The 22136-nt window shown below is 63.3% G+C and carries 27 protein-coding genes; 10 read left to right on the forward strand and 17 right to left on the reverse strand.

Annotated elements, in window-relative coordinates; translation table 11 throughout:
• Positions 1-10: 10 nt before the first annotated feature.
• Together LPW39_RS12765 and LPW39_RS12770 are read right to left on the reverse strand one after the other, a co-directional pair.
• Positions 11-619: a HupE/UreJ family protein gene (locus LPW39_RS12765; protein ID WP_230775354.1), complete on the reverse strand. Its 609-nt coding sequence runs from the start codon at positions 617-619 to the stop codon at positions 11-13.
• A gap of 31 nt (positions 620-650) precedes the next feature.
• Positions 651-953, reverse strand: coding sequence for an urease subunit gamma (locus tag LPW39_RS12770; RefSeq protein WP_230775356.1), 303 nt, complete (start codon positions 951-953; stop codon positions 651-653).
• A gap of 246 nt (positions 954-1199) precedes the next feature.
• Between LPW39_RS12770 and LPW39_RS12775 the strand changes: the two genes are divergently transcribed.
• Positions 1200-2030, forward strand: coding sequence for an urease accessory protein UreD (locus tag LPW39_RS12775; protein WP_230775358.1), 831 nt, complete (start codon positions 1200-1202; stop codon positions 2028-2030).
• 33 nt (positions 2031-2063) lie between these two features.
• Here LPW39_RS12775 and LPW39_RS12780 read toward each other — a convergent pair whose 3' ends face one another.
• Genes LPW39_RS12780 through LPW39_RS12800 form a run of 5 tightly spaced genes read right to left on the reverse strand, consistent with a single transcriptional unit; the run spans position 2064 to position 6253 of the window.
• Positions 2064-2672 carry an SCO family protein gene (locus tag LPW39_RS12780; RefSeq protein WP_230775360.1) on the reverse strand — a complete coding sequence of 203 codons (609 nt, stop codon included), beginning with the start codon at positions 2670-2672 and terminating at the stop codon, positions 2064-2066.
• A gap of 7 nt (positions 2673-2679) precedes the next feature.
• Positions 2680-3579 carry a heme o synthase gene (gene cyoE, locus LPW39_RS12785; RefSeq protein ID WP_133855325.1) on the reverse strand — a complete coding sequence of 300 codons (900 nt, stop codon included), beginning with the start codon at positions 3577-3579 and terminating at the stop codon, positions 2680-2682.
• 33 nt (positions 3580-3612) lie between these two features.
• Complete coding sequence (locus LPW39_RS12790; protein WP_230775362.1) at positions 3613-4743, reverse strand: COX15/CtaA family protein; 1131 nt, start codon at positions 4741-4743, stop codon at positions 3613-3615.
• A 12-nt stretch (positions 4744-4755) separates the two neighbouring features.
• Complete coding sequence (locus LPW39_RS12795) at positions 4756-5496, reverse strand: SCO family protein (RefSeq protein WP_230775364.1); 741 nt, start codon at positions 5494-5496, stop codon at positions 4756-4758.
• Positions 5429-6253, reverse strand: coding sequence for an SURF1 family protein (locus tag LPW39_RS12800; RefSeq protein ID WP_230775366.1), 825 nt, complete (start codon positions 6251-6253; stop codon positions 5429-5431). The genes LPW39_RS12795 and LPW39_RS12800 overlap by 68 nt, the downstream gene beginning before the upstream one ends.
• A 203-nt stretch (positions 6254-6456) precedes the next feature.
• Here LPW39_RS12800 and LPW39_RS12805 point away from each other — a divergent pair, with 203 nt between their 5' ends.
• Complete coding sequence (locus tag LPW39_RS12805; RefSeq protein ID WP_133855322.1) at positions 6457-6675, forward strand: DUF2909 domain-containing protein; 219 nt, start codon at positions 6457-6459, stop codon at positions 6673-6675.
• A gap of 25 nt (positions 6676-6700) precedes the next feature.
• Here the strand turns inward: LPW39_RS12805 and LPW39_RS12810 are convergent, their stop codons facing one another.
• From LPW39_RS12810 to LPW39_RS12840, 7 genes are all read right to left on the reverse strand, one after another.
• On the reverse strand, positions 6701-7582 hold the full coding sequence (locus LPW39_RS12810; protein ID WP_230775368.1) for a cytochrome c oxidase subunit 3: 882 nt from the start codon (positions 7580-7582) through the stop codon (positions 6701-6703).
• A gap of 56 nt (positions 7583-7638) precedes the next feature.
• Entirely contained in the window at positions 7639-7851 is a 213-nt protein-coding gene (locus LPW39_RS12815; RefSeq protein ID WP_230775370.1) for a DUF2970 domain-containing protein, read from the reverse strand.
• The gene (locus LPW39_RS12820) at positions 7851-8477 is read right to left on the reverse strand and encodes a cytochrome c oxidase assembly protein (RefSeq protein ID WP_133855320.1); all 627 of its coding nucleotides are present in this window, start codon (positions 8475-8477) and stop codon (positions 7851-7853) included. The genes LPW39_RS12815 and LPW39_RS12820 overlap by 1 nt, the downstream gene beginning before the upstream one ends.
• Positions 8478-8495: 18 nt before the next feature.
• A complete protein-coding gene (locus LPW39_RS12825) occupies positions 8496-8603 on the reverse strand; it encodes a cytochrome oxidase small assembly protein (RefSeq protein ID WP_230775372.1) in 108 nt (35 codons plus the stop codon).
• Entirely contained in the window at positions 8600-10246 is a 1647-nt protein-coding gene (ctaD, locus tag LPW39_RS12830; protein ID WP_230775374.1) for a cytochrome c oxidase subunit I, read from the reverse strand. Before ctaD ends, LPW39_RS12825 begins: the two co-directional genes overlap by 4 nt.
• A 39-nt stretch (positions 10247-10285) precedes the next feature.
• Complete coding sequence (coxB, locus tag LPW39_RS12835; RefSeq protein WP_230775376.1) at positions 10286-11911, reverse strand: cytochrome c oxidase subunit II; 1626 nt, start codon at positions 11909-11911, stop codon at positions 10286-10288.
• A 295-nt stretch (positions 11912-12206) separates the two neighbouring features.
• Entirely contained in the window at positions 12207-13115 is a 909-nt protein-coding gene (locus LPW39_RS12840) for a methyltransferase domain-containing protein (protein ID WP_230775378.1), read from the reverse strand.
• 49 nt (positions 13116-13164) lie between these two features.
• On the opposite strand from LPW39_RS12840, the gene LPW39_RS12845 reads away from it, so the two are divergent.
• The gene (locus tag LPW39_RS12845) at positions 13165-13932 is read left to right on the forward strand and encodes a ComF family protein (protein ID WP_230775380.1); all 768 of its coding nucleotides are present in this window, start codon (positions 13165-13167) and stop codon (positions 13930-13932) included.
• 64 nt (positions 13933-13996) lie between these two features.
• Positions 13997-14482 (forward strand): tRNA (uridine(34)/cytosine(34)/5-carboxymethylaminomethyluridine(34)-2'-O)-methyltransferase TrmL, encoded by a 486-nt coding sequence (gene trmL, locus LPW39_RS12850; protein ID WP_230775387.1) that lies wholly within the window; start codon positions 13997-13999, stop codon positions 14480-14482.
• A gap of 40 nt (positions 14483-14522) precedes the next feature.
• Here the strand turns inward: trmL and LPW39_RS12855 are convergent, their stop codons facing one another.
• Positions 14523-15161, reverse strand: coding sequence for a LysE family transporter (locus tag LPW39_RS12855; RefSeq protein WP_230775389.1), 639 nt, complete (start codon positions 15159-15161; stop codon positions 14523-14525).
• 247 nt (positions 15162-15408) lie between these two features.
• Here LPW39_RS12855 and kefC point away from each other — a divergent pair, with 247 nt between their 5' ends.
• Together kefC and LPW39_RS12865 are read left to right on the forward strand one after the other, a co-directional pair.
• On the forward strand, positions 15409-17283 hold the full coding sequence (gene kefC, locus LPW39_RS12860; protein ID WP_230775391.1) for a glutathione-regulated potassium-efflux system protein KefC: 1875 nt from the start codon (positions 15409-15411) through the stop codon (positions 17281-17283).
• A gap of 65 nt (positions 17284-17348) precedes the next feature.
• The gene (locus LPW39_RS12865) at positions 17349-17783 is read left to right on the forward strand and encodes a DUF1841 family protein (RefSeq protein WP_230775393.1); all 435 of its coding nucleotides are present in this window, start codon (positions 17349-17351) and stop codon (positions 17781-17783) included.
• 21 nt (positions 17784-17804) lie between these two features.
• Here LPW39_RS12865 and LPW39_RS12870 read toward each other — a convergent pair whose 3' ends face one another.
• Complete coding sequence (locus LPW39_RS12870; protein WP_230775394.1) at positions 17805-18485, reverse strand: c-type cytochrome; 681 nt, start codon at positions 18483-18485, stop codon at positions 17805-17807.
• A gap of 103 nt (positions 18486-18588) precedes the next feature.
• Here LPW39_RS12870 and LPW39_RS12875 point away from each other — a divergent pair, with 103 nt between their 5' ends.
• From LPW39_RS12875 to LPW39_RS12885, 3 genes are read left to right on the forward strand one after another with little or no spacing between them, the layout of a single operon-like run.
• A complete protein-coding gene (locus LPW39_RS12875; RefSeq protein ID WP_133855311.1) occupies positions 18589-19443 on the forward strand; it encodes an AAA family ATPase in 855 nt (284 codons plus the stop codon).
• A gap of 7 nt (positions 19444-19450) precedes the next feature.
• The gene (locus LPW39_RS12880; protein ID WP_230775395.1) at positions 19451-19678 is read left to right on the forward strand and encodes a hypothetical protein; all 228 of its coding nucleotides are present in this window, start codon (positions 19451-19453) and stop codon (positions 19676-19678) included.
• 23 nt (positions 19679-19701) lie between these two features.
• On the forward strand, positions 19702-20295 hold the full coding sequence (locus LPW39_RS12885; protein ID WP_230775397.1) for a GNAT family N-acetyltransferase: 594 nt from the start codon (positions 19702-19704) through the stop codon (positions 20293-20295).
• Positions 20296-20314: 19 nt separating this feature from the next.
• Here the strand turns inward: LPW39_RS12885 and LPW39_RS12890 are convergent, their stop codons facing one another.
• Positions 20315-20875 carry a hypothetical protein gene (locus LPW39_RS12890; protein ID WP_230775399.1) on the reverse strand — a complete coding sequence of 187 codons (561 nt, stop codon included), beginning with the start codon at positions 20873-20875 and terminating at the stop codon, positions 20315-20317.
• Between the two features lie 73 nt (positions 20876-20948).
• Between LPW39_RS12890 and LPW39_RS12895 the strand changes: the two genes are divergently transcribed.
• Positions 20949-22136: a vWA domain-containing protein gene (locus LPW39_RS12895; RefSeq protein WP_230775401.1), complete on the forward strand. Its 1188-nt coding sequence runs from the start codon at positions 20949-20951 to the stop codon at positions 22134-22136.

Raw genomic sequence — 22136 nt, forward strand, 5'->3', positions numbered from 1 at the left:
CGGCTCCTCGTCAGGCCATGCGGGTCAGCATGGCTGCGCCCAGGACGGCGGTGGCGCCGCCCGCCAGCCTGGCCAGCCAGCGGTGGCGCTGCATGAAGACCTTGCCCAGCACCATGCCGGCAACATGCAGCAGGGCCGAGCCCAGCGCCATGCCCGCCAGCGCGCCGGCAGATGCCAGTGCAGAATCGGCCGCCAGCTCAAAGCCGTGGGCCGCACCATGGAAAAACGCAAACACCCCGGCCAGCGCTGCGGCCAGCACCCAGGGCATCTGCTTTTGTACGGCCACCAGCAGGCCCAGCACCAGCACCGATGCGGCAATCATCGGCTCCACGCCGGGCACCCACAGGCCCGCAAAACCAGCCAGTGCGCCGGCTACCAGCAGGGCCACAAAGGCGGCAGGTGCGCGCCAGGCGGGCGTCACGGTCAGCGCACTCCAGGCACCCACGGCCAGCATGGCGGCCATGTGGTCGGCACCGGTAAAGGGGTGGGCAAAGGCATGGCCAAAGCTGCTCAAAAAGCCATGGTGGCCACCGCCATCGCTGCCCACATGGGCGAGTGCAGACAGGGGGAAGGCGGCAGCGGCAAGCGCCACGCTGGCAGAGAGTTTCTTGAAGTTCATGGTGCTATCTTGCGCAGGGGAAAGAGGGGGTTCAGACAATGGGCTCGTGCACGGTGACGAGCTTGGTGCCATCGGGGAAGGTGGCCTCGATCTGGATATCGGCAATCATCTCGGGAATGCCCTCCATCACATCGGCGCGGGTCAACACCGTGCGGCCAGCGCTCATCAGCTGGGCAACGGTTTGGCCATCACGCGCACCTTCCATTACAAAGGCGCTGATCAGCGCCACCGCCTCGGGGTAGTTCAGCTTGAGGCCCCGGGCCATGCGCCGCTCGGCCAGCAAGGCGGCGGTAAAGAGCAGCAGCTTGTCTTTTTCGCGAGGTGTCAGTTCCATACAGAGTGCAAAGCAAGGCACATGCCAAGGCCATGCACGCTTTCCGTGCTGCATTTCCATCCACCTGCACCACAAGCATGCAGACCTGCCGCGCATGCACCAATTCAGCACAACCAGCACCCCAGAGCGGTGCAGTTCCTGGCACGTGGCTTGCAAAAGCCCAGGCATGTCTTGCACACCCTTCTCGCCTCCGATCCCGGCCCCTGGCCTTTGCTGGCCCACGGGCATTCAGCACCTGCCACAACCATGAGCTGGCATGCCCAATTGGCGCTGCAGTACCGCCAGCACGCCGGCAAAACCTCGGTGCATTTCAGCCACGATGGCCCGCTGCGCATTCTCAAAAGCCTCTACCCAGAGGGCCCGGGCATTTGCCACAACGTGCTGGTGCACCCGCCCGGCGGCCTGGTGGGCGGCGATGTGCTGGATATCTCGGTCGAAGTGGCGGCAGGCGCGCATGCCCTGGTCACCACGCCAGGGGCCACGCGCTTTTACAAGAGCAATGGCCAGCCGGCCTTGCAGCGTACCCGCCTGCAGCTGCAGGCCGGCGCCCGGCTGGAATGGCTGCCGCTGGAGGCCATTGCCTACAACGCCTGCGATGCGGCGAACGAGCTGCAGATGGAGCTGGCACCTGGCGCCGAGCTGCTGACCTGGGACATCACCGCGCTGGGCCTGCCGCTGGCCGGCCAGCCCTTTGTGCAGGGGGTGTTCTCCCAGCACATCTCCTGGCCGGGGCATTTTCTGGAGCGTGGCCGCATCCGGGCCGATGATGGGCTGCTGCTCAACGGCCAGCTCGGCCTAGCGGGCCAGCGCTGCATGGGCAGCCTGGTCTATGCCAGCGGCTCGCCCATCGCCCGCGCCCAGCGCGAAGCACTGCTGGAGAGCACCCAGCAGTTGCTGGAAGCCGCCCCTGCAGAGGTGATGGCGGGCGTGACTGCGCCGAACGAGCATATGCTGGTGCTACGCGGCCTGGCGCCCGTAGTGGAGCCGGCCATGCAGTTGTGGAAGACGGTCTGGGGCCACTGGCGCAGCAGCCTCTGGGGCTTGCCGGCGCAGCGGCCGCGTATCTGGTCGATGTAGGACCTGTTCAAAGGGGCTGTCTGCCCCGAGCGCTTAGGCGCCGTCGATCAGCTGCTCGATGTCTTTTGCCAGGGTATCGACCGGGGTGCCATAGCGGCTGTACAGGCGCAGACGGCCCTCGGGGTCGAAGATGTAGTCGCCAGCAGTGTGGTCCATGGTGTAGCTGCCCGGGGTCTGGCCCTCGACCCGCTTGTAGTAGACCTTGAAGTCCTTGGCCATCTTGGCCGTTTCCTCGTCGCTGCCGCGCAGCGCCAGAAAGCTGGGGTCAAAGTTGGCCAGGTAGGCCTGCAGGATTTCGGGCGTATCGCGGGCAGGATCGACCGAGGCAAAGATCACCTGCAGCTTGTCGCCCTTGGCGCCGAGCTTTTGCTTGACGGCGGCCAGGTCACCCAAGGTGGTCGGGCAGACATCGGGGCACTGGGTAAAGCCAAAAAACACCAGCACGACCTTGCCCTTGAAGTCCGCCATGCTGCGGCGCTGGCCATGCTGGTCGGGCATGGAGAAATCCTGGCCATACTCTTTGCTGCCCGTCAGGTCGATGGCGTTGAAATCGGCCTTGGATTTGCAGGCGGTCAGAAAACCGGCGGTCGAGGCCAGCACGGCCGAGCCCGCCAGCCAGCGAAGGGCATTGCGCTTGTTCATTGCAGATTTACCAGGTCACATAGTGGTCCACCAGCAGCGCCACAAACAGCAGGCTGAGATAGACCAGTGAAAAACGGAAAGTCTTGCGCGCCAGCGCATCGGAGTAATTGCGCCACAGCGCAAAGGCGTAGCCAAAGAACCCGGCACCGAGCACGACGGCCGCCACCAGGTAGATCCAGGAGCTCATCTGGATGATGAAGGGCAGCAGACCAGCGGCGAACAAGACCACGGTGTAGAGCAAGACCTGCACGCGGGTGTAATAGTTCCCATGGGTGACCGGCAGCATCGGCAGACCGGACTTGCGGTAGTCCTCCACCCGGTACAGCGCCAGCGCCCAGAAGTGCGGGGGCGTCCACAGGAAGATGATCAGGAACAGCAGCAGCGCCTGGGGCGAGACATCACCGGTCATCGCGGCCCAGCCCAGCACCGGCGGCATGGCGCCCGATGCGCCACCGATCACGATGTTCTGCGGCGTCAGCGGCTTGAGGATCACCGTGTAGATGACGGCATAGCCAACAAAGGTGGCAAAGGTCAGCCACATCGTGATGGCGTTGATCCAGAGGATCAGGATGGCTGAGCCAGCGATGCACAGCGCTGCAGAAAACATCAGGGTCTGCATGTTGGACAGCTCGCCGCGCGCCGTGGGGCGCCAGGCGGTGCGCTTCATGCGCGCATCAATGCTCTGCTCCACCAGGCAGTTGAAGGCGGCGGCGGCCCCCGCCACCAGCCAAATGCCCGCGCAAGCAACGGCCATGCGCAGCAGCTCGGCGCCGCTCGGCACACCGGGCACGGCCAGCACCATGCCGATCAGTGCGCAAAACACAATCAGCTGCACCACCTTGGGTTTGGTCAATGCATAAAACTGCGCAAAGCGGTTCGGCATTGGCGTTGCGGCAAGTTCGGTCATCGGGGCACTCAGTCTTTGTTCCATACAGCGTCATCAGCTAGAAGCACGGCGGGCAGGTTCAGCGCCCGCAGTACACCAGATCCAGGTCAGCACCACCATGATGGCGGCAGCGCCCCCGGTGTGCAGAACAGCCGCCAGCATCGGCCAGTCCAGCACCACATTCGACAGTCCCGTGGCAAATTGCAGCAGCGTCAGGCCGATCAGCCAGCGGCGCTGCTGCCGCAGCAGCGGCACCGTGCGCAGCATCCAGCCCAGCCACAACAAGGCGGCAATCACCAGGTAGGCAAACAGCCGGTGCATGTAGTGGATGGCCACCAGCGCTTCGTAGCTGATGTGCGACCCGTCGGCCAGAAAGCCGAGCGGGCGCCAGATCTGGAACCCGTCGAAGTTCATTGCCGGCCACCAGGCGCCATTGCACATGGGAAAGCTGGTGCAGGCCAGCACCGCATAGTTGGTACTGACCCAGCCACCCAGGGTCACCTGCGCAAACACCAGCAGCGCCGTGACCGCCACCAGGCCCCGCAACAGGCGCGGCACTGGGACTAACCCTAGATTATCGGCAAATTGCGTGTGGCGCGTTGCCTGCACGGTTAATAGCATCAAGAGCACGGTGCCGCCCAGCAGGTGCAGGGTCACGATGGCGGGGAACAGTTTCATCGTCACCGTGAGCGCGCCGAAGGCCCCCTGGATCAGCACCCAGACCAGGGTGGCGGTCGGCCACCAGGGGCTGATCGGCTGGGATCCACCGCGTTTGCGCTGCAGCCAGGCACTGGCCGTCAGCACAATGATCAGGCCGCCCACGGCAGTGGCCAAGTAGCGGTGGATCATCTCCACCCAGGCCTTGCCATGGGTGACGGGGCCGGTCGGCATGGCCGCTTGCGCGGCGGAAATCTCGGCATGCGCGCCAATCGGGCTGGCATTGCCGTAGCAGCCGGGCCAGTCCGGGCAGCCCAGGCCGGAATCGGTCAGGCGCGTAAAGGCGCCAAACATCACCAGGTCGAAGGACAGAAACAGGGTCAGAACGGCGAGCACTTGCAGGCGCTTGAGCGGCGTGGCGCCACGGTGGCGCCACCAAATCCAGACGATGGGGCCCAGCGCAATGATGGCCCCGGTGAGCAACACACGCGCCAGCGGCGCGAAATCATACAAATCCTGCGAAGTCATGCTAGCTATCCACTACCGCCCTTCCTGGTCCCAACTCGACGACGCACGCAACAAACGCTCCAGATCCTTGCGTGCCTTGGCCGCATCGGAGCGGCTGAGCTGCGCGGGGAAACGCATCATCCAGTGGCCCAGCGGGTCCACCACATACAAATGTTCGCCCAGCTGCTGGCCGGCCGCCGGCTGCAGCCACTGGGCCACCAAGGCCTGGGGCACGCGCAGCACGGTGGCCTGGTCCAGCGCGGCGCGCAGGGCCTGCGGCGGCTCGCCGTCATCGGTCACCAGCCAGACCCAGTCCAGCCGGTCTTTCTCGCGGCCCAGGCTCTCGCGCAGCTGGCGCTGCAGGTAGAGGTTGTTCTGGCAGACCTCGTCGCAGGCGGCGCCCGAAGCACTCAGCAGCAGCCACTGGCCCTTGAGGCTTTGCAGCGCAAACGGCTGGCCGTCCAGGGTCTTGACCTGCGCGGCCGGAATCGTCGGCTGCTGGCTCACCAGCTCGCCAAAATTGCGCCGCCCTTCGGGACGGATCACGTAGTAGGTGAAGTAGGAGGCAATCACCGGCGCCGCACAGACCAGCAGCACCAGGAACATCTTGAGGCGGCCGCTGCGCGAGCGCTCGGCCTGCTCCAGGGCGGCTTCCGCCTGCTCGGCAGGCGGCAGGCCATGCACCGTCAGGCCCAGCAGCGCTTCATCAGCGGGCGGCGGGGCCTGGGTGGCTGCGGCGTCGAAGGACACGTCGGACAATTTGGAACCAGACATAGAGGATCGCAATCAGGCTACACAGACCAAACCATTGAAATGCATAACCATAATGCTTTTCCACGCCGCTGCCTACTACGGGCCAGTCGCGCAGCAGGCCTTCAGTGGCCGGCCCGGTCTGCACCACGGTGAGTGCTGCCAGTGGCTGGCCGGTTTCCTGCGCGTAACCATCGGTGTCGAGATTCTGCCGGATTCGGGAAACCCCTGGGTTCCCGGCGGACGTCTGCAGCTCAAAAAGCCGCGCTGGTTGGCCCGCCACCCGCCCCTCCAACTGCACCGTGCCGGCCGGTGTCTGCACCTCGGGCAGCGCCAGCCGGTCTTCAAAATTGCGCAGTACCCAGCCGCGCTGCACCAGCACCGTTTGCGGCTGGCCTGGCGCTACCGGGCCGGCCAGCCGCAGCGGCGTCAGCACATAAAACCCCGGGCGTGCCTGCATCTGGCGGTTGTCCAGGTAGACCGTGTACTGCGGCAGCCATTCGCCGCGCAGCACCACCTGGCGGTGCTGCAGGCTGGCACGCTCGGCCTCGCCCATGGGTTGCAGCAGACTGGCCCCGTCCAGCGCCGGCAGGGCCGCACGCGCCTCCAACTGGGCCTGGTAGGCCAGCTTCTGGTCGGCGCGGCGCAGCTGCCAGAAGCCGAGCGATGCGGTCAGCAGCATCGAGGCCGCTGCGGCAACGGTGATCAACACCCAACGCAGCTTCGCTCGGCGCTCCGTGGCGGTATTGGGGATGGAGGAGGAAGCAGAAGGCGCGGGCATAGGCTGGTTATACCCGGTGCAGAGCGCAGCAACCAGCACCGCGCGGGCGGCGATGCTGCTGGGCAAGACAATTGGGGTGCGGGCCGATGGCGCCCTGACTGGTGCTGCCGCACAATGGGTTGGCTGCGCCGGCTGCCAGAGAGGCAATAAGAGCGCCATGCAGCGCATTCCAAGAACACCGAGACAACCTTGAGGACAGCACTATGCACCTGCTCATCGCACTCGCCTTTGTGGTGATCCTGGCCTGCCTGGCAGCGGCCGGGCTTTTCATGCTGCGCGGCAACCAGTCCGACGCCGGCAGCAAGCGCATGGCCTGGGCACTGACCTTGCGCATTGCGCTGTCGGTGCTGGTGTTTGCAGGCATTCTGCTGGCCTGGAAGCTGGGCTACCTGCAGCCCCATGGCATACCGCTGGGGGCTTGAGGCCCCGGCAGCGGTAAACCTTCCGCTACATCCAGTACACCAGGATGTAGAGGCCCAGCCAGACCACATCGACAAAGTGCCAGTACCAGGCGGCGCCCTCAAAGCCAAAATGCTTCTTGGCGGTGAAATGGCCCTTCTGCAGCCGCAGGGTGATGACCAGCAGCATCAGCATGCCGATGAACACATGCAGGCCGTGGAAGCCCGTCAGCATGTAGAAGGTGGAGCCGTAGGTGCCGGAGTTGAGCTTGAGGTTCAGCTCGGTGTAGAGGTGGAAGTACTCATAGCCCTGCACGCAGAGGAAGATGATGCCCAGCACCACGGTCATCCACATGAAGCGGATGCACTTGCTGCGCTGGTCGGCCTGCAAGGCATGGTGGGCGATGGTCAAGGTAACGCCCGAAGTCAGCAGCAGCGCGGTATTGATGGTGGGCAACCAGAAAGGTCCCACGGTCTGGAACGGCTCGACGATGCCGGCGGGCGAGGCGGTGGCGCCCAATTCCACACTGGGCCACACGGCCTTGAAATCGGGCCAGAGAAGGGCATTGTCCAGACTGCCCAGCGCCGGCAGCGAATGGGAGCGTGCCCACCACAGCGCCGTGAAGAAGGCACCGAAGAACATCACCTCCGAGAAGATGAACCAGCTCATGCTCCAGCGGTAGGACAGGTCGATGCGGTGGCTGTAGAGGCCCTGCTCGCTTTCGCGGATTGCATCGCCAAACCACTGGTACAGCACAAACAGCCACCAGGCAATGCCGACAAAGAGCAGGTACATGCCCCAGGTATGGCCGTTGACCCAGTTGCCGGCGCCGGCAATCACAAAGCCCAGGCCAATGGCCGCCATCACCGGGTGGCGGGACTCGGCCGGAACATAGTAGTACGGTGTGGTGCCATGGGAAGTCGCACTCATCGCTGCTCCTGATATTTCGTTTATTGATTCATTCTTCCGCTATGCCAATACTGGCATCAAACCAGCCACTGCACCAGGGCCATCAACCCCAGCACAAACAGGAAGATCGCCACCAAACCCACGGCGATCACCTGCAATGGCGTGATCTGCACGCCATCCTCTTGCCATTCCGCACCCTTGCGCACCCCCAAGAAGGACCAGGCTACGGCCTTGACCGTGCGCCAGAGATTGCCTTTGCGCGGCGGTTGCGGGCCGGGGGCGCTGGCCATCAGGATGCCCCTGCCTGCGCCCCGCCACCCTGCACTGCAGGCACCAGCACCGCCGTGGAGGCCGGTGCCGCCGGGATGCGGCCGCCGACTTCAAAGAAGGTGTAGGACAGGGTGATCGTGGTCACATCCTTGGACAGCTTGGGGTCGATCACAAAGGCCACCGGCCATTCCTTGCGCTCGCCGGGCTCCAGGGTGTACTGGTTGAAGCAAAAGCACTCGAGCTTATTGAAATACGGCGCGGCCTGCTTGGGCGCGTAGCTGGGAATTGCCTGGGCCGACATGCGGTGGTCCTGCTCGTTGCGGAACTCATACATCACCGTGCTCAGCGCGCCGGGGTGGACCTGCATCGTGCGCACCGCCGGCTTGAAGCTCCAGGGCCCGCGCGCATTCGCATCGAACTCCACCGTGATGGTGCGGCTCTCGTCGACCTGGCTGTTGAGCTTGACGTTCTTGCCTGCGGTGCCGTTGCCCGGCACATCGCGCTCGGTCAGCGCCAGGATGTTGATGCCCGTGACCTCGCAGATGCGCTTGTACAGCGGGATCAGCGCGTAGCCAAAGGCAAACATGCCAAAGGCAACCACGGCCAGCTTGCCCACCATCTTCGCGTTGTCTGCGTGTCTGCTCACCTGCTGCTCCCTGTGCTGCTAGAGCACCGTCATTTTTACGAGAAATCCGATGAAGAACGCCACGGCGATCGACGCCAGAATCCATGCCAGTCGCCGGTTGGCCTTGCGCTGCGCCGGCGTGATCATCCAATCACCTTGGTGGCGGTAGCGTCCAGTTTGGGCGGGGTCTCAAAAGTGTGGAAAGGCGCGGGCGATGGCACTTCCCACTCCAGACCTTCGGCACCTTCCCAGGGCTTTTGCGGGGCCTTCTCGCCACGGTGGCGCATGCCAGGCCAGACCACAAAGGCGAAGAAGTACACCTGCATCAGACCAAAGCCGAACGCGCCGATCGACGCGATCATGTTGAAATCGGCGAACTGCATCGGGTAGTCGGCATAGCGGCGTGGCATGCCGGCCAGGCCCAGGAAGTGCATCGGGAAGAAGGTGATATTGAAGAAGATCAGCGAGCCCCAGAAATGGATGCGGCCGCGCGATTCGGAATACATCACGCCCGTCCATTTGGGCGCCCAGTAGTAGTAGCCGGCAAACATCGAGAACAGCGAGCCCGCCACCAGCACATAGTGGAAGTGCGCCACCACATAGTAGGTGTCCTGCAGCTGGATATCGATCGGCGCCATCGACAGGATCAGGCCGGTAAAGCCGCCCATCGTGAACACAAAGATAAAGCCCACCGAGAACAGCATTGGCGTCTCGAAGGTCATCGAGCCGCGCCACATCGTCGCCACCCAGTTGAAGATCTTCACCGCCGTCGGCACCGAGATCAGCATAGTCGCGTACATGAAGAACAGCTGGCCGGTGACCGGCATGCCGGTGGTGAACATGTGGTGCGCCCAGACGATGAAGGACAGGATCGCAATCGCCGCCACCGCATAGACCATCGAGGCATAGCCAAACAGCTTCTTGCGGCTGAAGGCCGGCACGATCTGGCTGATGATGCCAAAGGCCGGCAAGATCATGATGTAGACCTCGGGGTGGCCGAAGAACCAGAAGATATGCTGGTACATCACCGGATCACCACCACCAGCGGGGTTGAAGAAGCTGGTGCCAAAGTGGCGATCCGTCAGGGTCATCGTGATCGCGCCCGCCAGCACCGGCATCACGGCGATCAGCAGGTAGGCGGTGATCAGCCAGGTCCAGGCGAACATCGGCATCTTCATCAGGGTCATGCCCGGTGCGCGCATGTTCAGGATGGTGACGATGATGTTGATCGAGCCCATGATGGACGAGGCGCCCATCACATGCATCGCAAAAATGCTGGTGTCCATCGACGGACCCATCTGCAGGGTCAGTGGTGCATACAAGGTCCAGCCCGCAGCGGGTGCGCCGCCGGGCATGAAGAACGAGCCCACCAGCATCAGGCCGGCGGGGATCATCAGCCAGAAGCTGAAGTTGTTCATGCGGGCAAAAGCCATGTCGCTGGCGCCAATCTGCAGCGGCAGCATCCAGTTCGCAAAGCCGACAAAGGCCGGCATGATGGCGCCGAACACCATGATCAGCCCGTGCATCGTCGTCAGCTGGTTGAACAGCTCGGGGTTGACCAGCTGCAGCCCGGGCTGGAACAGCTCGGCACGGATCAGCAAGGCCAGCACCCCGCCCACCATCAGCATGGTGAACGAGAACAGCAGGTAGAGCGTGCCGATGTCCTTGTGGTTGGTGGCAAACACCCAGCGCCGCCAGCCCGTGGGCGCACCATGGTGGTGGTCGTCATGGGCATGGTCGGCGTGGCCGTGGTCGCTATGGCTGGGGTCTGTGGGGAGAACAGCGCTCATAAATCTTGACTCCGATGGCTCTTCTGGGGCTTGCACGCCTTAGGGTGCAGCAACAATATCGACACGGCGCGCCTGGCTGTCAGCGCCCTCACCTGCGGTAATGGTCTGCGGCTTGCGCATCTCAATGCGCGCCTCGGCCACGCCTTGGGCCACCAGCAGCTCGGCCACGGCCTGGGCGCGCTTCTTGGCCAATTCGGCATTCTGGTCGGCATTGCCGGTGCCATCGACAAAACCGGACAATGCCACCTTGCCGCTCTGGCTAGCCAGCGCCGTGGCCGCTTTCTTCACGGCCTCCTGGGCCTGGCTGTCGAGGTCACTCTTGCCGCTGGCAAACAGCACTTGGCCGATGGGTGCTTCTGCGGTTGCAGCAGCGGTAGCAGGTGCGGCAGCGGCAGGGCTTGCAGGCGTGGCAGCAGCAGCGCCCGCCTCAGGGGCAGCAGGTGCCGCTGCGGGCGCTGCTGCCGGCGCAACACCAGCCGTGCCTCCGCCTTCGGGGAAAGTGCCGGTACGCGCCGCCACAAACTGGGCGGGCTGCACCATGGTGCCGGTCTTGTTGCCCCAGTGGTTCTTGGTGAAGGTAACAACCGCTGCCAGGTCGGTATCGCTCAGCTGCTTCCAGGATGGCATGGCGCCATTGGCGCGGCCTTCCAGCACGGCGTGCATCATGTCGGCCGTGGGGCCCAGCACCACAGGGCTGCCATCCAGCGCCTTGATGGGGCCAGCACCCTTGCCGTTGGCCTGGTGGCAGGCGGCGCAGTTGGCGGCATAGACCTTTTCGCCCCGGGCGACCAGATCGGCCAGTTCCCAGACCTTGTTCGGGTCATCGGCCTTGGCGGCGAGCAGCTTCTTTTGCTCCGCCACCCAGGCGCTGTAATCAGCGGCCGACAGCACCTTCACATGGATGGGCATGTAGGCATGTTCCTTGCCGCAAAGCTCGGCACACTGACCATAGTAGTCGCCGGTTTTCTCGGCGCGGAACCAGGTGTCACGCACAAAGCCGGGAATCGCATCCTGCTTGATACCAAAGGCCGGCACCATGAACGAGTGGATCACATCGGCGGCGGTGGTGATGATGCGCACTTTTTTATCGACTGGCACGACCAAAGGCTTGTCGACGCGCAGCAGGTAGTCATTGGGCGCCTTGGAGACATCGCCACTGTTGGACATCGCGCGCTGGCCGCTGTCCAGGGTGGAGATAAAGTTCAGGCCTTCGCCTTCGCCGGTCAGGTAGTCGTAGCCCCATTTCCACTGGTAGCCGGTCACCTTCACGGTCAGGTCGGCATTGGTGGTGTCCTTTTGCGCGACCAGCACCTTGGTGGCCGGCAGGGCCATCAGGATCACGATGATAAAGGGCAGCACCGTCCAGGTGACCTCGACCGTGACCGATTCATGGAAGGTGGCAGGCACAGCCCCCTTGGATTTGCGGTGCTTCCAGATGGAATAGAACATCACCGCGAACACGCCGACAAAGATGATGGTGCAGATCCAGAGCATCATCCAGTGCAGGGTGTGCTGCTCCTGGGCAATACGGGTAACGGGGGGAGCCAGATTCATCTGCCCTACGGCCGGACCGCCGGGAAGACTTTGCACCGCATGTGCGGCGGAGGTGAGGCCGGATGCCACCAACAGCAGCCAAGAAGCCAGCTTATGAGAATCACTTTTCATAGTTGTCACTTACTTCTCATCTTCTCATCGTTATAGGGGCAGGCGGGGATAGCTGGGGAAACCATCCCACCGCGTGGTGCAGACACCGCCGGGTGCATCTCCGCTTGCACCCATGCCACTTGGTCATTACGCCGAGCATGGCCGCAACCGCGCAAGATTGCAACCCATGCAATCCCGGGATCATAGGAGATTGACAACAGCGACTGTCCAACACTGGACAGTCGCTGAATATGTTAGGTCGTTTGCTGAGCCACCTAATCGCCTACACATAAGGCGTAAGGGGTGGCCCCAGCCATCAGGCGCCGCCTGGGCGCCCCTGGCGCAGCATCTGCTGCATGTCCTGCACGCTGATGCTGCTCTCGCCCTGCACCTTCATGCGTGGCGTGGGCTTGAAGGCATGGCCGTAGATGATCTCGAACGAGAGCACCAGGCGCCCCTGCTCCTGGGCATCGGCCAGCTTGGCGGTCAGCAAGGCATCGAGCTGCTCGCGCCACAGGCGGCCGCGCAGGCCGCCAAAGCGGGCCGGGTGCAGGTTGCGGCCCAGCTCGCGCAGCTCGGCGCGCAATTGGGCGGCGCCGGAATAAGACAGGGTGATGCGCTCCATGTCCATCACCGGCTCGGCAAAGCCAGCCTGCACCAGCATGTCGCCCCAGTCGTGCATGTCGGTGAACTCATGGCTGGCAGCGGGCCAGCCCTGGCTGGCGTAGGCCGCGCGCAGCTCTTTGAGGGTGTCGGGCCCGAAGCAGGAAAACATCACAAAGCCATTCACCGCCAGGCTCTGGTGCCAGGTCTGCAACAGCTGCTGGGGGTTGGGATGCTGGTGCAGCGCCATATTGGCCCAGAGCATCTGCACACTTCCGGGCGCAGGCAGGCCCCAGTGCAGCTTGGCCTGGCGCCAGCGGCTCAGCGCCCACCAGGGCTTGTCCAGTTGGCTGCGCAGCAGCGCAGCATGGGCTGGGCGGCTTTCCGCGATATGGATATCGGCTGCCGGGTAGCGCTCGGCCACCTGCTGATGCGCCTCCAGCCCGCCATAGACCGGCTCCCAGCTGCACCAGGCATCGGGCTTTTGCACGATCCACTGCAGGCGGTCTTGCATGCGACGGCCCACCTCTTCATGCAGCCAGGGGCTGTGCGCAGGCGCGCGCCGCTGCCAGGCATGGGCGGCTTGGGGGTCAATCGATGGAGGTGCGGTAAATTCAGCCATGGGGGACACCTGCGCTTTGGCGCGCAGATTATGGATTGGGATAAAAGCAATGACAGCAGCGACACCCGAAAAGCAGCGGCCCAGCCTGTGGCAGCGTGCGGCCCAGGCACTGGGCCACGTGCCCAGCCAATGCCTGATATGCCGCAGCTGGCCCAGTGACTGGATCTGTTCGCCCTGCGCCCAGGTCTGCTGGCAGCCGGGCCTGCGCCGCTGCAGCCGCTGCGCGCTGCCCTTGCCTGCCAGTACCGAGGTCTGCGCCGGCTGCCTGCGCGATACACCGCTGTTGCAGCGCTGCCATGCCGCCGTGGACTATAGCCCGCCTTGGGATGGCATGGTGCTGCGGCTCAAATTTCACCAGCAGCTGGCATGGGCAAACCGCATGGCCCAGCTGCTGCTGCGCACCCCGGGGGTAATGGCCAGCCTGCAGCAGGCCAGCGTGATCCTGCCGGTGCCGCTGTCTGCCGGCCGCATGCGCGAGCGCGGCTACAACCAGGCGCTGCTGCTGGCCAAGGCCTTGTGCCGGCAAGCCCCCACTGGGTTGCGGCTGGCAGTGGTGCAGCCCCACTACCTGCAGCGGCTGGTGGACACACCCGCCCAGGCCGGCCTGGACCGCGCGGCCCGGCTGCGCAACCTGCGCCATGCCTTTGCGCTGCGGCCGGGGCTGCAGGCGCAGGATCTGGGTGCCTGCCCCCTGCTGGTGGATGATGTGATGACCACCGGCGCCACCCTGGGCGCGGTGGCGCAGCTGCTGCAGACGCGCGGCGCACCGGCTGTGCAAGCCCTGGTGTTTGCCAGAACGCCAGCCCCGGGCCAATAGCGCAGCGACCCACCCCTGTTTGGCCGGGCCGCTACACTGGCGCCCTTGTTTTTGCGCATTTGCCATGTTCAACGTCGTCCTGGTCGAACCCGAAATCCCTCCCAACACCGGTAATGTGATCCGCCTGTGTGCCAATACCGGCAGCCGCTTGCACCTGATCGAGCCGCTGGGCTTTTCGATGGAAGACCGCTTGATGCGCCGCGCCGGCCTGGACTACCACGAGTACGCCGCCACCCAGCGCCATGCGAACTGGGAAGCCTTTCTGGAGCGCATGCAGCCCGCCGCCGACCGCATGTTTGCAATGACCACCCATGGCAGCAGCCCGGCTTTTGAAGTGCGCTTTCAGCCCGGCGACTGGCTGGTTTTTGGCTGTGAGACCCGGGGCTTGCCGGTTGCCGTGCGCGAAAGCTTTCCCACGAGCCAGCGGGTGCGCCTGCCGATGGTGGCCGGCCAGCGCAGCCTCAACCTGTCCAATGCCGTGGCGGTGACGGTGTTCGAGGCCTGGCGCCAGAATGGCTTTGCGATGCCGGACGGCAGGCCTGCTCAGTAACTATTCATCTGCCCCGCGTCCTCAGCGGGGCTACCGCAGGTCAAGCCGCGCTTTGCGAGCGCTTGACGAAGAACAGGCCCATGCCCACCAGCATCAGCAAGCCGCCAAATACCTTGTTCTGGATACGCATGGCGCGGCTGTCGCGCAGCAGGCGGCGCAGCACGCTGGCGCTACCGGCGTAGCCATGCATCACCACGGTGTCGACCGCCAAGGTGGTGGCAGCCAGAATCAGCAGCTGCAGCCACAGCGGGCGGTCCGGCGTCATGAACTGGGGCAGCACCGCCACCATGAAGATGATGCCCTTGGGGTTGGTGGCATTGGTCAAAAAGCCGCTCAGTGCGCGCTTTTGCCAGCTGCCGCTGGCCGGCTGCTCGGCCTGGGTGTCCATGATGCCGCCCTTGGCACGCCACTGCGCAAAGCCGATGTAGATCAGGTAGCAGGCGCCGACGATCTTGACGACGTTAAAGGCAGTCTCCGAGGCGATCAGCAGCGAGCCCACACCGGCACCGGCAATCAGCAGGATCAGCAGCAGGCCCAGTTGCAGGCCCAGGATGGTGGCGCTGGTCTTGCGCACGCCGTAGGAGAGCCCGTGGCTCATTGACAACACGGCGCCCGATCCGGGAGACACGGCAATGATGCAAGCCGCAACGAAATACGCCATCCAAGTATGCAAGTCCATGGTTCTTCCTGGGGCAGCGGAGCAGTCCGCCACCAACTCAGCCCCGTCGGGGCAAAGCCAGGATTATCGCGCTGCCCGGCGGGGCGCGTGGGGGCTGCAGCCATGGCCGCAAATATATTTTTTTGATAGCTAGCGCGGCAATACCCACAAGCGCCAACCGCAAAACATTGCAATAAATTACCGTGACCTGGCAAATAAAAGTAATCTGTGCACCGCAACGACAAAACACCGATAACAAAACGCAAGCATGGAACACGCTCCCGTCTGGCTTACCTACACCTTTCTCTACCTGGCGGCTGCCGTGATTGCCGTGCCCATCTCCCGCGCACTGGGGCTGGGCACCATCATTGGCTACCTGGTGGCAGGCATGATCATTGGCCCCAGCGGCCTGCAACTGGTCAGCAACGTCCAGGACATCTTGCATTTTTCCGAATTTGGCGTGGTGCTGATGCTGTTCCTCATCGGGCTGGAGCTGCAGCCCAGCCGCTTGTGGAGCATGCGCCGGCCCATATTTGGCGTGGGCACCGCCCAGGTGCTGCTGTGCACCGCCGGGCTGTTTGCCGCCGGCCTGGCCTTTGGCTATGACTGGCATCTGGCGCTGATTGCCGCACTGGGCCTGGCGCTGTCATCCACCGCCATCGCGCTGCAAAGCATTGCCGAGCGCAACCTGATGTCTACCACCAGCGGCAAGACCAGCTTTGCGATCCTGCTGTTCCAGGACGTGGCCGCTATTCCCATCCTCGCGTTGATCCCGCTGCTGGCCGTGGGCCACCAGGCCGCCCAGAACGATGGCAATGTGCTGATGGAGATCGGCAAGACCCTGGCCATCATCGTGGCCGTCATCCTGGTGGGCCGCTACCTGCTGCGCCCGGTGCTGCGCTGGATTGCCCAAAGCGAATCGCGCGAGATATCGACCGCCACGGCCTTGTTGTTGGTGGTGGGCATTGCGTTCCTGATGCTGCAGATTGGCCTGTCGATGGCGCTGGGCGCCTTCCTCGCTGGCGTGCTGCTGGCCGACAGCGAATTCCGCGCCGAGCTGGAAACCGATATCGAGCCCTTCAAGGGCCTGCTGCTTGGCCTGTTCTTTATCGCGGTGGGCATGAGCATCGACTTCTCCGTCATCCTGCAGGCGCCGCTCACGATGCTGGTGCTGGTGCTGATGTTCCTGCTGATCAAGTCCGTGGTCATCTATGGGTTGGCCAAGCTGCTGCGCATGCCGGTGCAGGAGCGCCCTCTCTTCACCTTGCTGCTCGCCCAGGGCGGCGAGTTCGCCTTTGTGGTGTTCAGCGCCGCCCAGGCCCAGCGCATTCTGACGCCCCAGCAGTCATCCCTGCTGATCGGCTCGGTCGCCATCTCGATGGTGGCCACGCCGCTGATCGTGGCCGCGATGGACCGCTGGCTGATGCCCCGCTTTGCCAACCTGGCCAAGGGCGACGACGCTCCGCCCGAACTCAGTGAGCAGCAGGAGGCACCCGTTCTGATCGCCGGCTTTGGCCGCTACGGCCAGATCGTCACCCGCGTGCTGCTGAGCCAGGGCATCAAGGCGGTCATCCTGGACCACAGTGTCGAGATGCTGGAAGTGGCGCAGAACTTTGGCTACCGGGTGTTCTATGGCGACGCCACGCGCCAGGACCTGCTGCGCATTGCCGGCGCCGAAAAGGCCGAGGTGATGGTGATTGCGGTGGATGACGAGCTGCAGACCAACCAGATCGTGCGCCTGGTGCAGCAGCATTTTCCGCACCTCAAGATCGTTGCCCGGGCCAAGGATGTGGCGCACTGGTATGCGCTGCGCGACATGGGCGTGCACCATGTCGACCGCGAGGTGTTTGACTCCAGCCTGCAAACGGCCGAGAAGGCGCTGGAGTTGATGGGCTACAGCGAAGAAGATGCGCAGTATGTGGTGACGGTGTTCCGCGCGCACAACATCGAGCTCTCCGACAAGATGTACGAACACCACCATGACCGCGAAACCATGCTGGCCGTTGCCAAGCAGGGCCGCGAGCAGCTGGTCGAGCAAATGGCGCGCGAGCGCCAGGAGCGGCAAGAGCAGGTGCAGGAAGCCAAGGATGCACCGAGCAGCCCCTACCCGCCACCGCCCGAAGACCCGCACAGCCAGATCTGACGCCCATTCACCGGCTTAACCACAACCCAGCGTAGCTGCCAGACGCATGCTACGCTGTACGCCCTATGTTCAACCCCTCCCAAGCCGATGTCCGGCGTTTTTTCTGCGCCGCCAATGCCAAGCACCAGGCGGGCCAGCCGATGGAGGCCATCGAGACCCTGGCCAGCCTGTGGATCGATGAGCACCCGGAATACCGCGAAGACCTGAGTGACGTGGATGCGGCCATTGCCCGCAACTACGACCTGACGCCGGAAAAGACCAATCCCTTCCTGCACCTGTCGATGCACCTGTCGATCAGCGAGCAGTGCAGCATTGACCAGCCGCGTGGCATTCGCCAGGCGGTGGAGCTGCTGGCCAAGCGCCTGGGCTCCTTGCATGAGGCCCACCATGTGGCCATGGAGTGCCTGGGAACGATGCTGTGGGAGAGCCAGCGCTCAGGCCGCCCGCCCGATGGCAATGCCTATGTGGCTGCGGTGCAGCGCCAGGCCACCAAGGACTGAGCGGCTGACGACTGCAGTGCCTTAGTTGGCCGCTTGCTTGCTGCGAAAACGCGACTCGGGCACGATTTGCAGCGGGCCGTCCAGACTGCCGATGTAGTTGGCCAGCGCCTTCATCTCGGCATGGGTCAGTTGCTTGGCCATGCCCACCATGATCGGGTGGTTGCGGCCGATGCGGGAGTTTTTCTCGACGGTATAGGACTTCAGCGCCGCGTAGAGGTAGTCAGGATGCTGGCCACCCAGCTTGGCGTATGAAGGATCGAGCGGCTTGGAGAAGTTGTCGCCATGGCAGCTGACGCAGGTGCCCTTTTTCAGCAGTTCCGCCACCTCGGCGCTGGGCACCTTGGATGGTTTGTCCGCCAGCTTGGTTTCACCCACCGTGTGCTGCGCATAGTACGCAGCCAGATCGGCAATGTCCTGGTCGCTCAGTGAATCGGCAATGGCGCGCATCGTCGGGTGCTTGCGGTCACCCTTCTTGTAGGCGTGCAGAGCGGCGTCGATGTACTTCTCGCTCTGGCCCGAAATCTTGGGCACTTGGTAAACCTCGGGGAAGCTGGCCTTGTAGCCCACAATGCCGTGGCAGCCGATGCACATCGCCACCTTGCCCTCAGCCGCCTTGGCGTTGCCCTTGATCTCCTGCGCGCAGACTGCGCCGGTCGCTGACGCGACAAGCAAGGCAAATATCGTGGTCCATCTTTTATTCATTGTGCGCACAATCGTGTGGTTCAGGCCGCCGCTTTGCTGCGGAGATCTGGGTTTATAGTCAACGCTGTACCGGCCCCGTCATCACGATTCTGCATCCACTTCCATGAAATTCCAAGGCACACAGAACTACGTCGCGACCAATGACCTCATGCTGGCGGTCAATGCGGCAATTACCCTTCAAAGACCGCTTCTCGTCAAGGGGGAACCAGGGACAGGGAAAACCATGCTGGCGGAGGAGGTTGCACAGGCGTTAGGCATGCCGCTGCTGCAGTGGCATATCAAGTCCACCACCAAGGCACAGCAGGGTTTGTATGAATACGATGCGGTCAGTCGTTTGCGTGACAGCCAGCTCGCCGACCCCGAGAGCGCGGGCCGCGTCAAGGACATCAACAACTACATCATCAAGGGTGTGCTGTGGCAGGCCTTCACGGCAGACCAGCCGGTGGCCCTGCTGATCGACGAGATCGACAAGGCGGATATTGAATTCCCCAATGATCTCTTGCGTGAAATCGATCGGATGGAGTTCTACTGCTACGAGACGCGCCAGATGATCCGCGCCAAGCACCGCCCGCTGGTGGTCATCACGTCGAACAACGAAAAAGAGCTGCCCGATGCCTTCCTGCGCCGCTGCTTTTTCCACTACATCCGCTTCCCCGATGCCGAGACCATGCAGCAGATCGTGGCCGTGCACTTCCCCCAGCTCAAGCAAGAGCTGCTGTCGGCGGCGATGAAGGTGTTCTTCGACATCCGCAACCTGCCGGGCCTGAAGAAAAAACCGTCTACCAGCGAGCTGATCGACTGGCTCAAACTGCTGGTGGCCGAAGACATTCCGCCGGAAGTACTGCAGACGGCCGACCAGAAGATCGCCATCCCGCCGCTGGTGGGTGCGCTGCTGAAAAACGAGCAGGACGTGAGCCTGTTTGAAAAGCTGGTCTTCATGAACCAGCGCAACCGCTAAAACAGCCATGGCCACGCCGCAGCAACTGCTGATCGAAGGGCTGACGGATGCCGTCGGCTTTGTCGCGGGCGCCGTGCTGGGCTGGGGGCTGGGCGCCCTCTTCGGCTGGGAACTGTTCTCCGAAGGCTATGGCGCAGGTAGCATTGCTGCGATTGTGCTGGTGGGCCTGGGTGGCGGCGCAGGCCTGCAACTGGCCCGGCGCTGGCGCAGCCGCCATGCCGACAAAAGCTCCTAAAACCAACAATAGGGAAGAGGCATATGGCCTTTGTAGAACCGACTGAACTGCGCGCCCGTGGCGTGCTGCTGACCCCGCTGACCCTCGCGCATGAGGCAGGCCTGCGCGCCGCAGCGCAAGACGGCGAGCTGTGGAACATCCGCGTCACCTCGGTGCCCGAGCCCGAAAACACCCGCGCCTATATCGAGCAGGCCTTGGCCATGCGCGATGCCGGCAACCGCATGCCCTTTGCGGTGGTGGACGAGGCCAGCGGCCAGCCGCTGGGCACCAGCAGCTACCACGACATCGTGCCCGCGTTGAAGCGCGTCGAGATTGGCTACACCTGGTATGCGCGCAGCGTGCAGCGCAGCCATGTCAACACCACCTGCAAGCTGCTGCTGCTGACCCACGCCTTTGAGACCCTGGGCGCTTCCGTCGTGGGCTGGCGCACCGACAACTACAACTTTGCCAGCCAGCGCGCGATCGAGCGCCTGGGCGCCAAGAAGGATGGCGTCATCCGCCACCATGCGCCGCGCCGCGATGGCACCGTGCGCGACACCGTGCTCTACAGCATGCTGGCCGGTGAATGGCCCGAGGCCAAGGCCCAGCTGCTGTACCTGCTGGACCAGCCGCGCTGAGACTTGAAGAGCTGCCAGCTCAGGCAGTCTGCAGGTTCAACACGCCCAGATACTGCTCCGGCAGAATCTGGCGCAGATGGGTTTTGACGTTGTCGGCATAGCCGGTATTGGTCATCTGCTCCAGGAAGGTCACCATGTCGACCAGGCCCAGGAGCAGCTCGGTCTCGTCGCCCGCCTGCTGTACCCGCACGGCCAGCGCCATCGCATCGGCGCTGCGCTGCATCTGCAAAATGCCTACGGCATACATCTTGCAGCCCGCCAGCGAGCGTTTGCTGCCCTGGCTGGCACGCGTTTGCTCCACATACACCGGCGCAGCGGGTGGGCTGGGTGACTGCTGTACTGGTGCAGACGCTGGGGCGGGTCGCGGGGGAGGAGGAGGCGCCAGCGACTGCTGCGCGTCCAGGTAGCCGGCGGAAATCAAGGCATCCAGTACGCTACCGGCGCTGTCCCCGACCCAACGCGCAATCTCTTGACGCGAGCGGTTGCCATCGCACAAGATCAGAATCTGGCGCTCCTGTACAGACAGGCTGCCGCGGTCACGCAACGCCTGGCGTGCCTTGTCCGTTTTGATCATCACCATGACAGCTTGCCTTTTGAGTACCCTTTAGCCTGGAGAGGCTAGCGTCAAACTGTTACGGATTGTTTACAAGACCATGTTGATAGACTTTTTCTACACCTTGCGCGCGGCCAAGTTGCCGGTGTCGGTCAAGGAGCTGCTGACCCTGCTCGAAGCGCTGGACAAGGGCCTGGCCGGCCCCCGCTCCCAGGACGCCTGGAGCCTGGACGACTTTTATTTTCTGGCCCGTCTTTGCCTGGTCAAGGATGAGAAGCTGTTCGACAAGTTCGACCAGGCCTTCGGCGCCTATTTCAAGGGGATGGAGATGCTCACCGACTGGAAGAAGGAGCTGCCGGAGGACTGGCTCAAGCAGGTGCTGGAAAAAGAGCTGAGCGCAGAACAAAAAGCAGCCATCGAGGCCATGGGCTGGGATGCGCTGATGGAAACGCTCAAAAAACGCCTGGAAGAGCAAAAAGGCCGGCACGAGGGCGGCAGCAAATGGATAGGCACCAACGGCACCAGCCCCTTTGGCCATGGCGGCTACAACCCAGCCGGCGTGCGCATTGGCGGCCCCGGCAAGAGCCGCAGCGCCGTCAAGGTCTGGGAGCAGCGCGCCTACCGCGATTACGATGACACCCAGGAGCTGGGCACCCGCAATATCAAGGTGGCGCTGCGCCGCCTGCGCCGCTTTGCCCGTGAAGGCAATGATCTTGAACTGGACCTGCCCGACACCATTCGCGCCACCGCCGCCAATGCCGGCTACCTCGACATCAAGATGGTGCCCGAGCGCCATAACCATGTGAAGGTGCTGCTGCTGATGGATGTGGGCGGCACCATGGACGACCATATTCAACGCGTCGAGGAGTTATTCAGCGCCGTCAAAAGCGAGTTCAAACACCTCGAGTTTTATTATTTTCACAATTGCGTCTACGACTACATGTGGAAGAACAATAAACGGCGTTACGCTGAAAAATTTCCCACCTGGGATATCATTAGAAAATACAACAAAGATTACAAACTCATATTTGTAGGCGATGCCACAATGAGTCCATACGAAGTCCTACAAGCCGGAGGCTCTGTTGAGTACAACAATGAGGAGCCTGGGGCCGAGTGGCTTAAGCGATTGACCCACGCCTTTCCCAAGCACGCCTGGATCAATCCGGAACCCCAGGGCGTATGGCAATACCGCCAGAGCATCAGCCTGATACAACAACTCGTAGGCGACCGCATGTTTCCCCTGTCACTCAAAGGGCTGGAGGACACGATGCGTTTGCTGTCAAAGTGA

The organism is Comamonas koreensis (assembly GCF_021026195.1).
Taxonomy (GTDB): Bacteria; Pseudomonadota; Gammaproteobacteria; order Burkholderiales; family Burkholderiaceae_C; genus Comamonas; species Comamonas koreensis.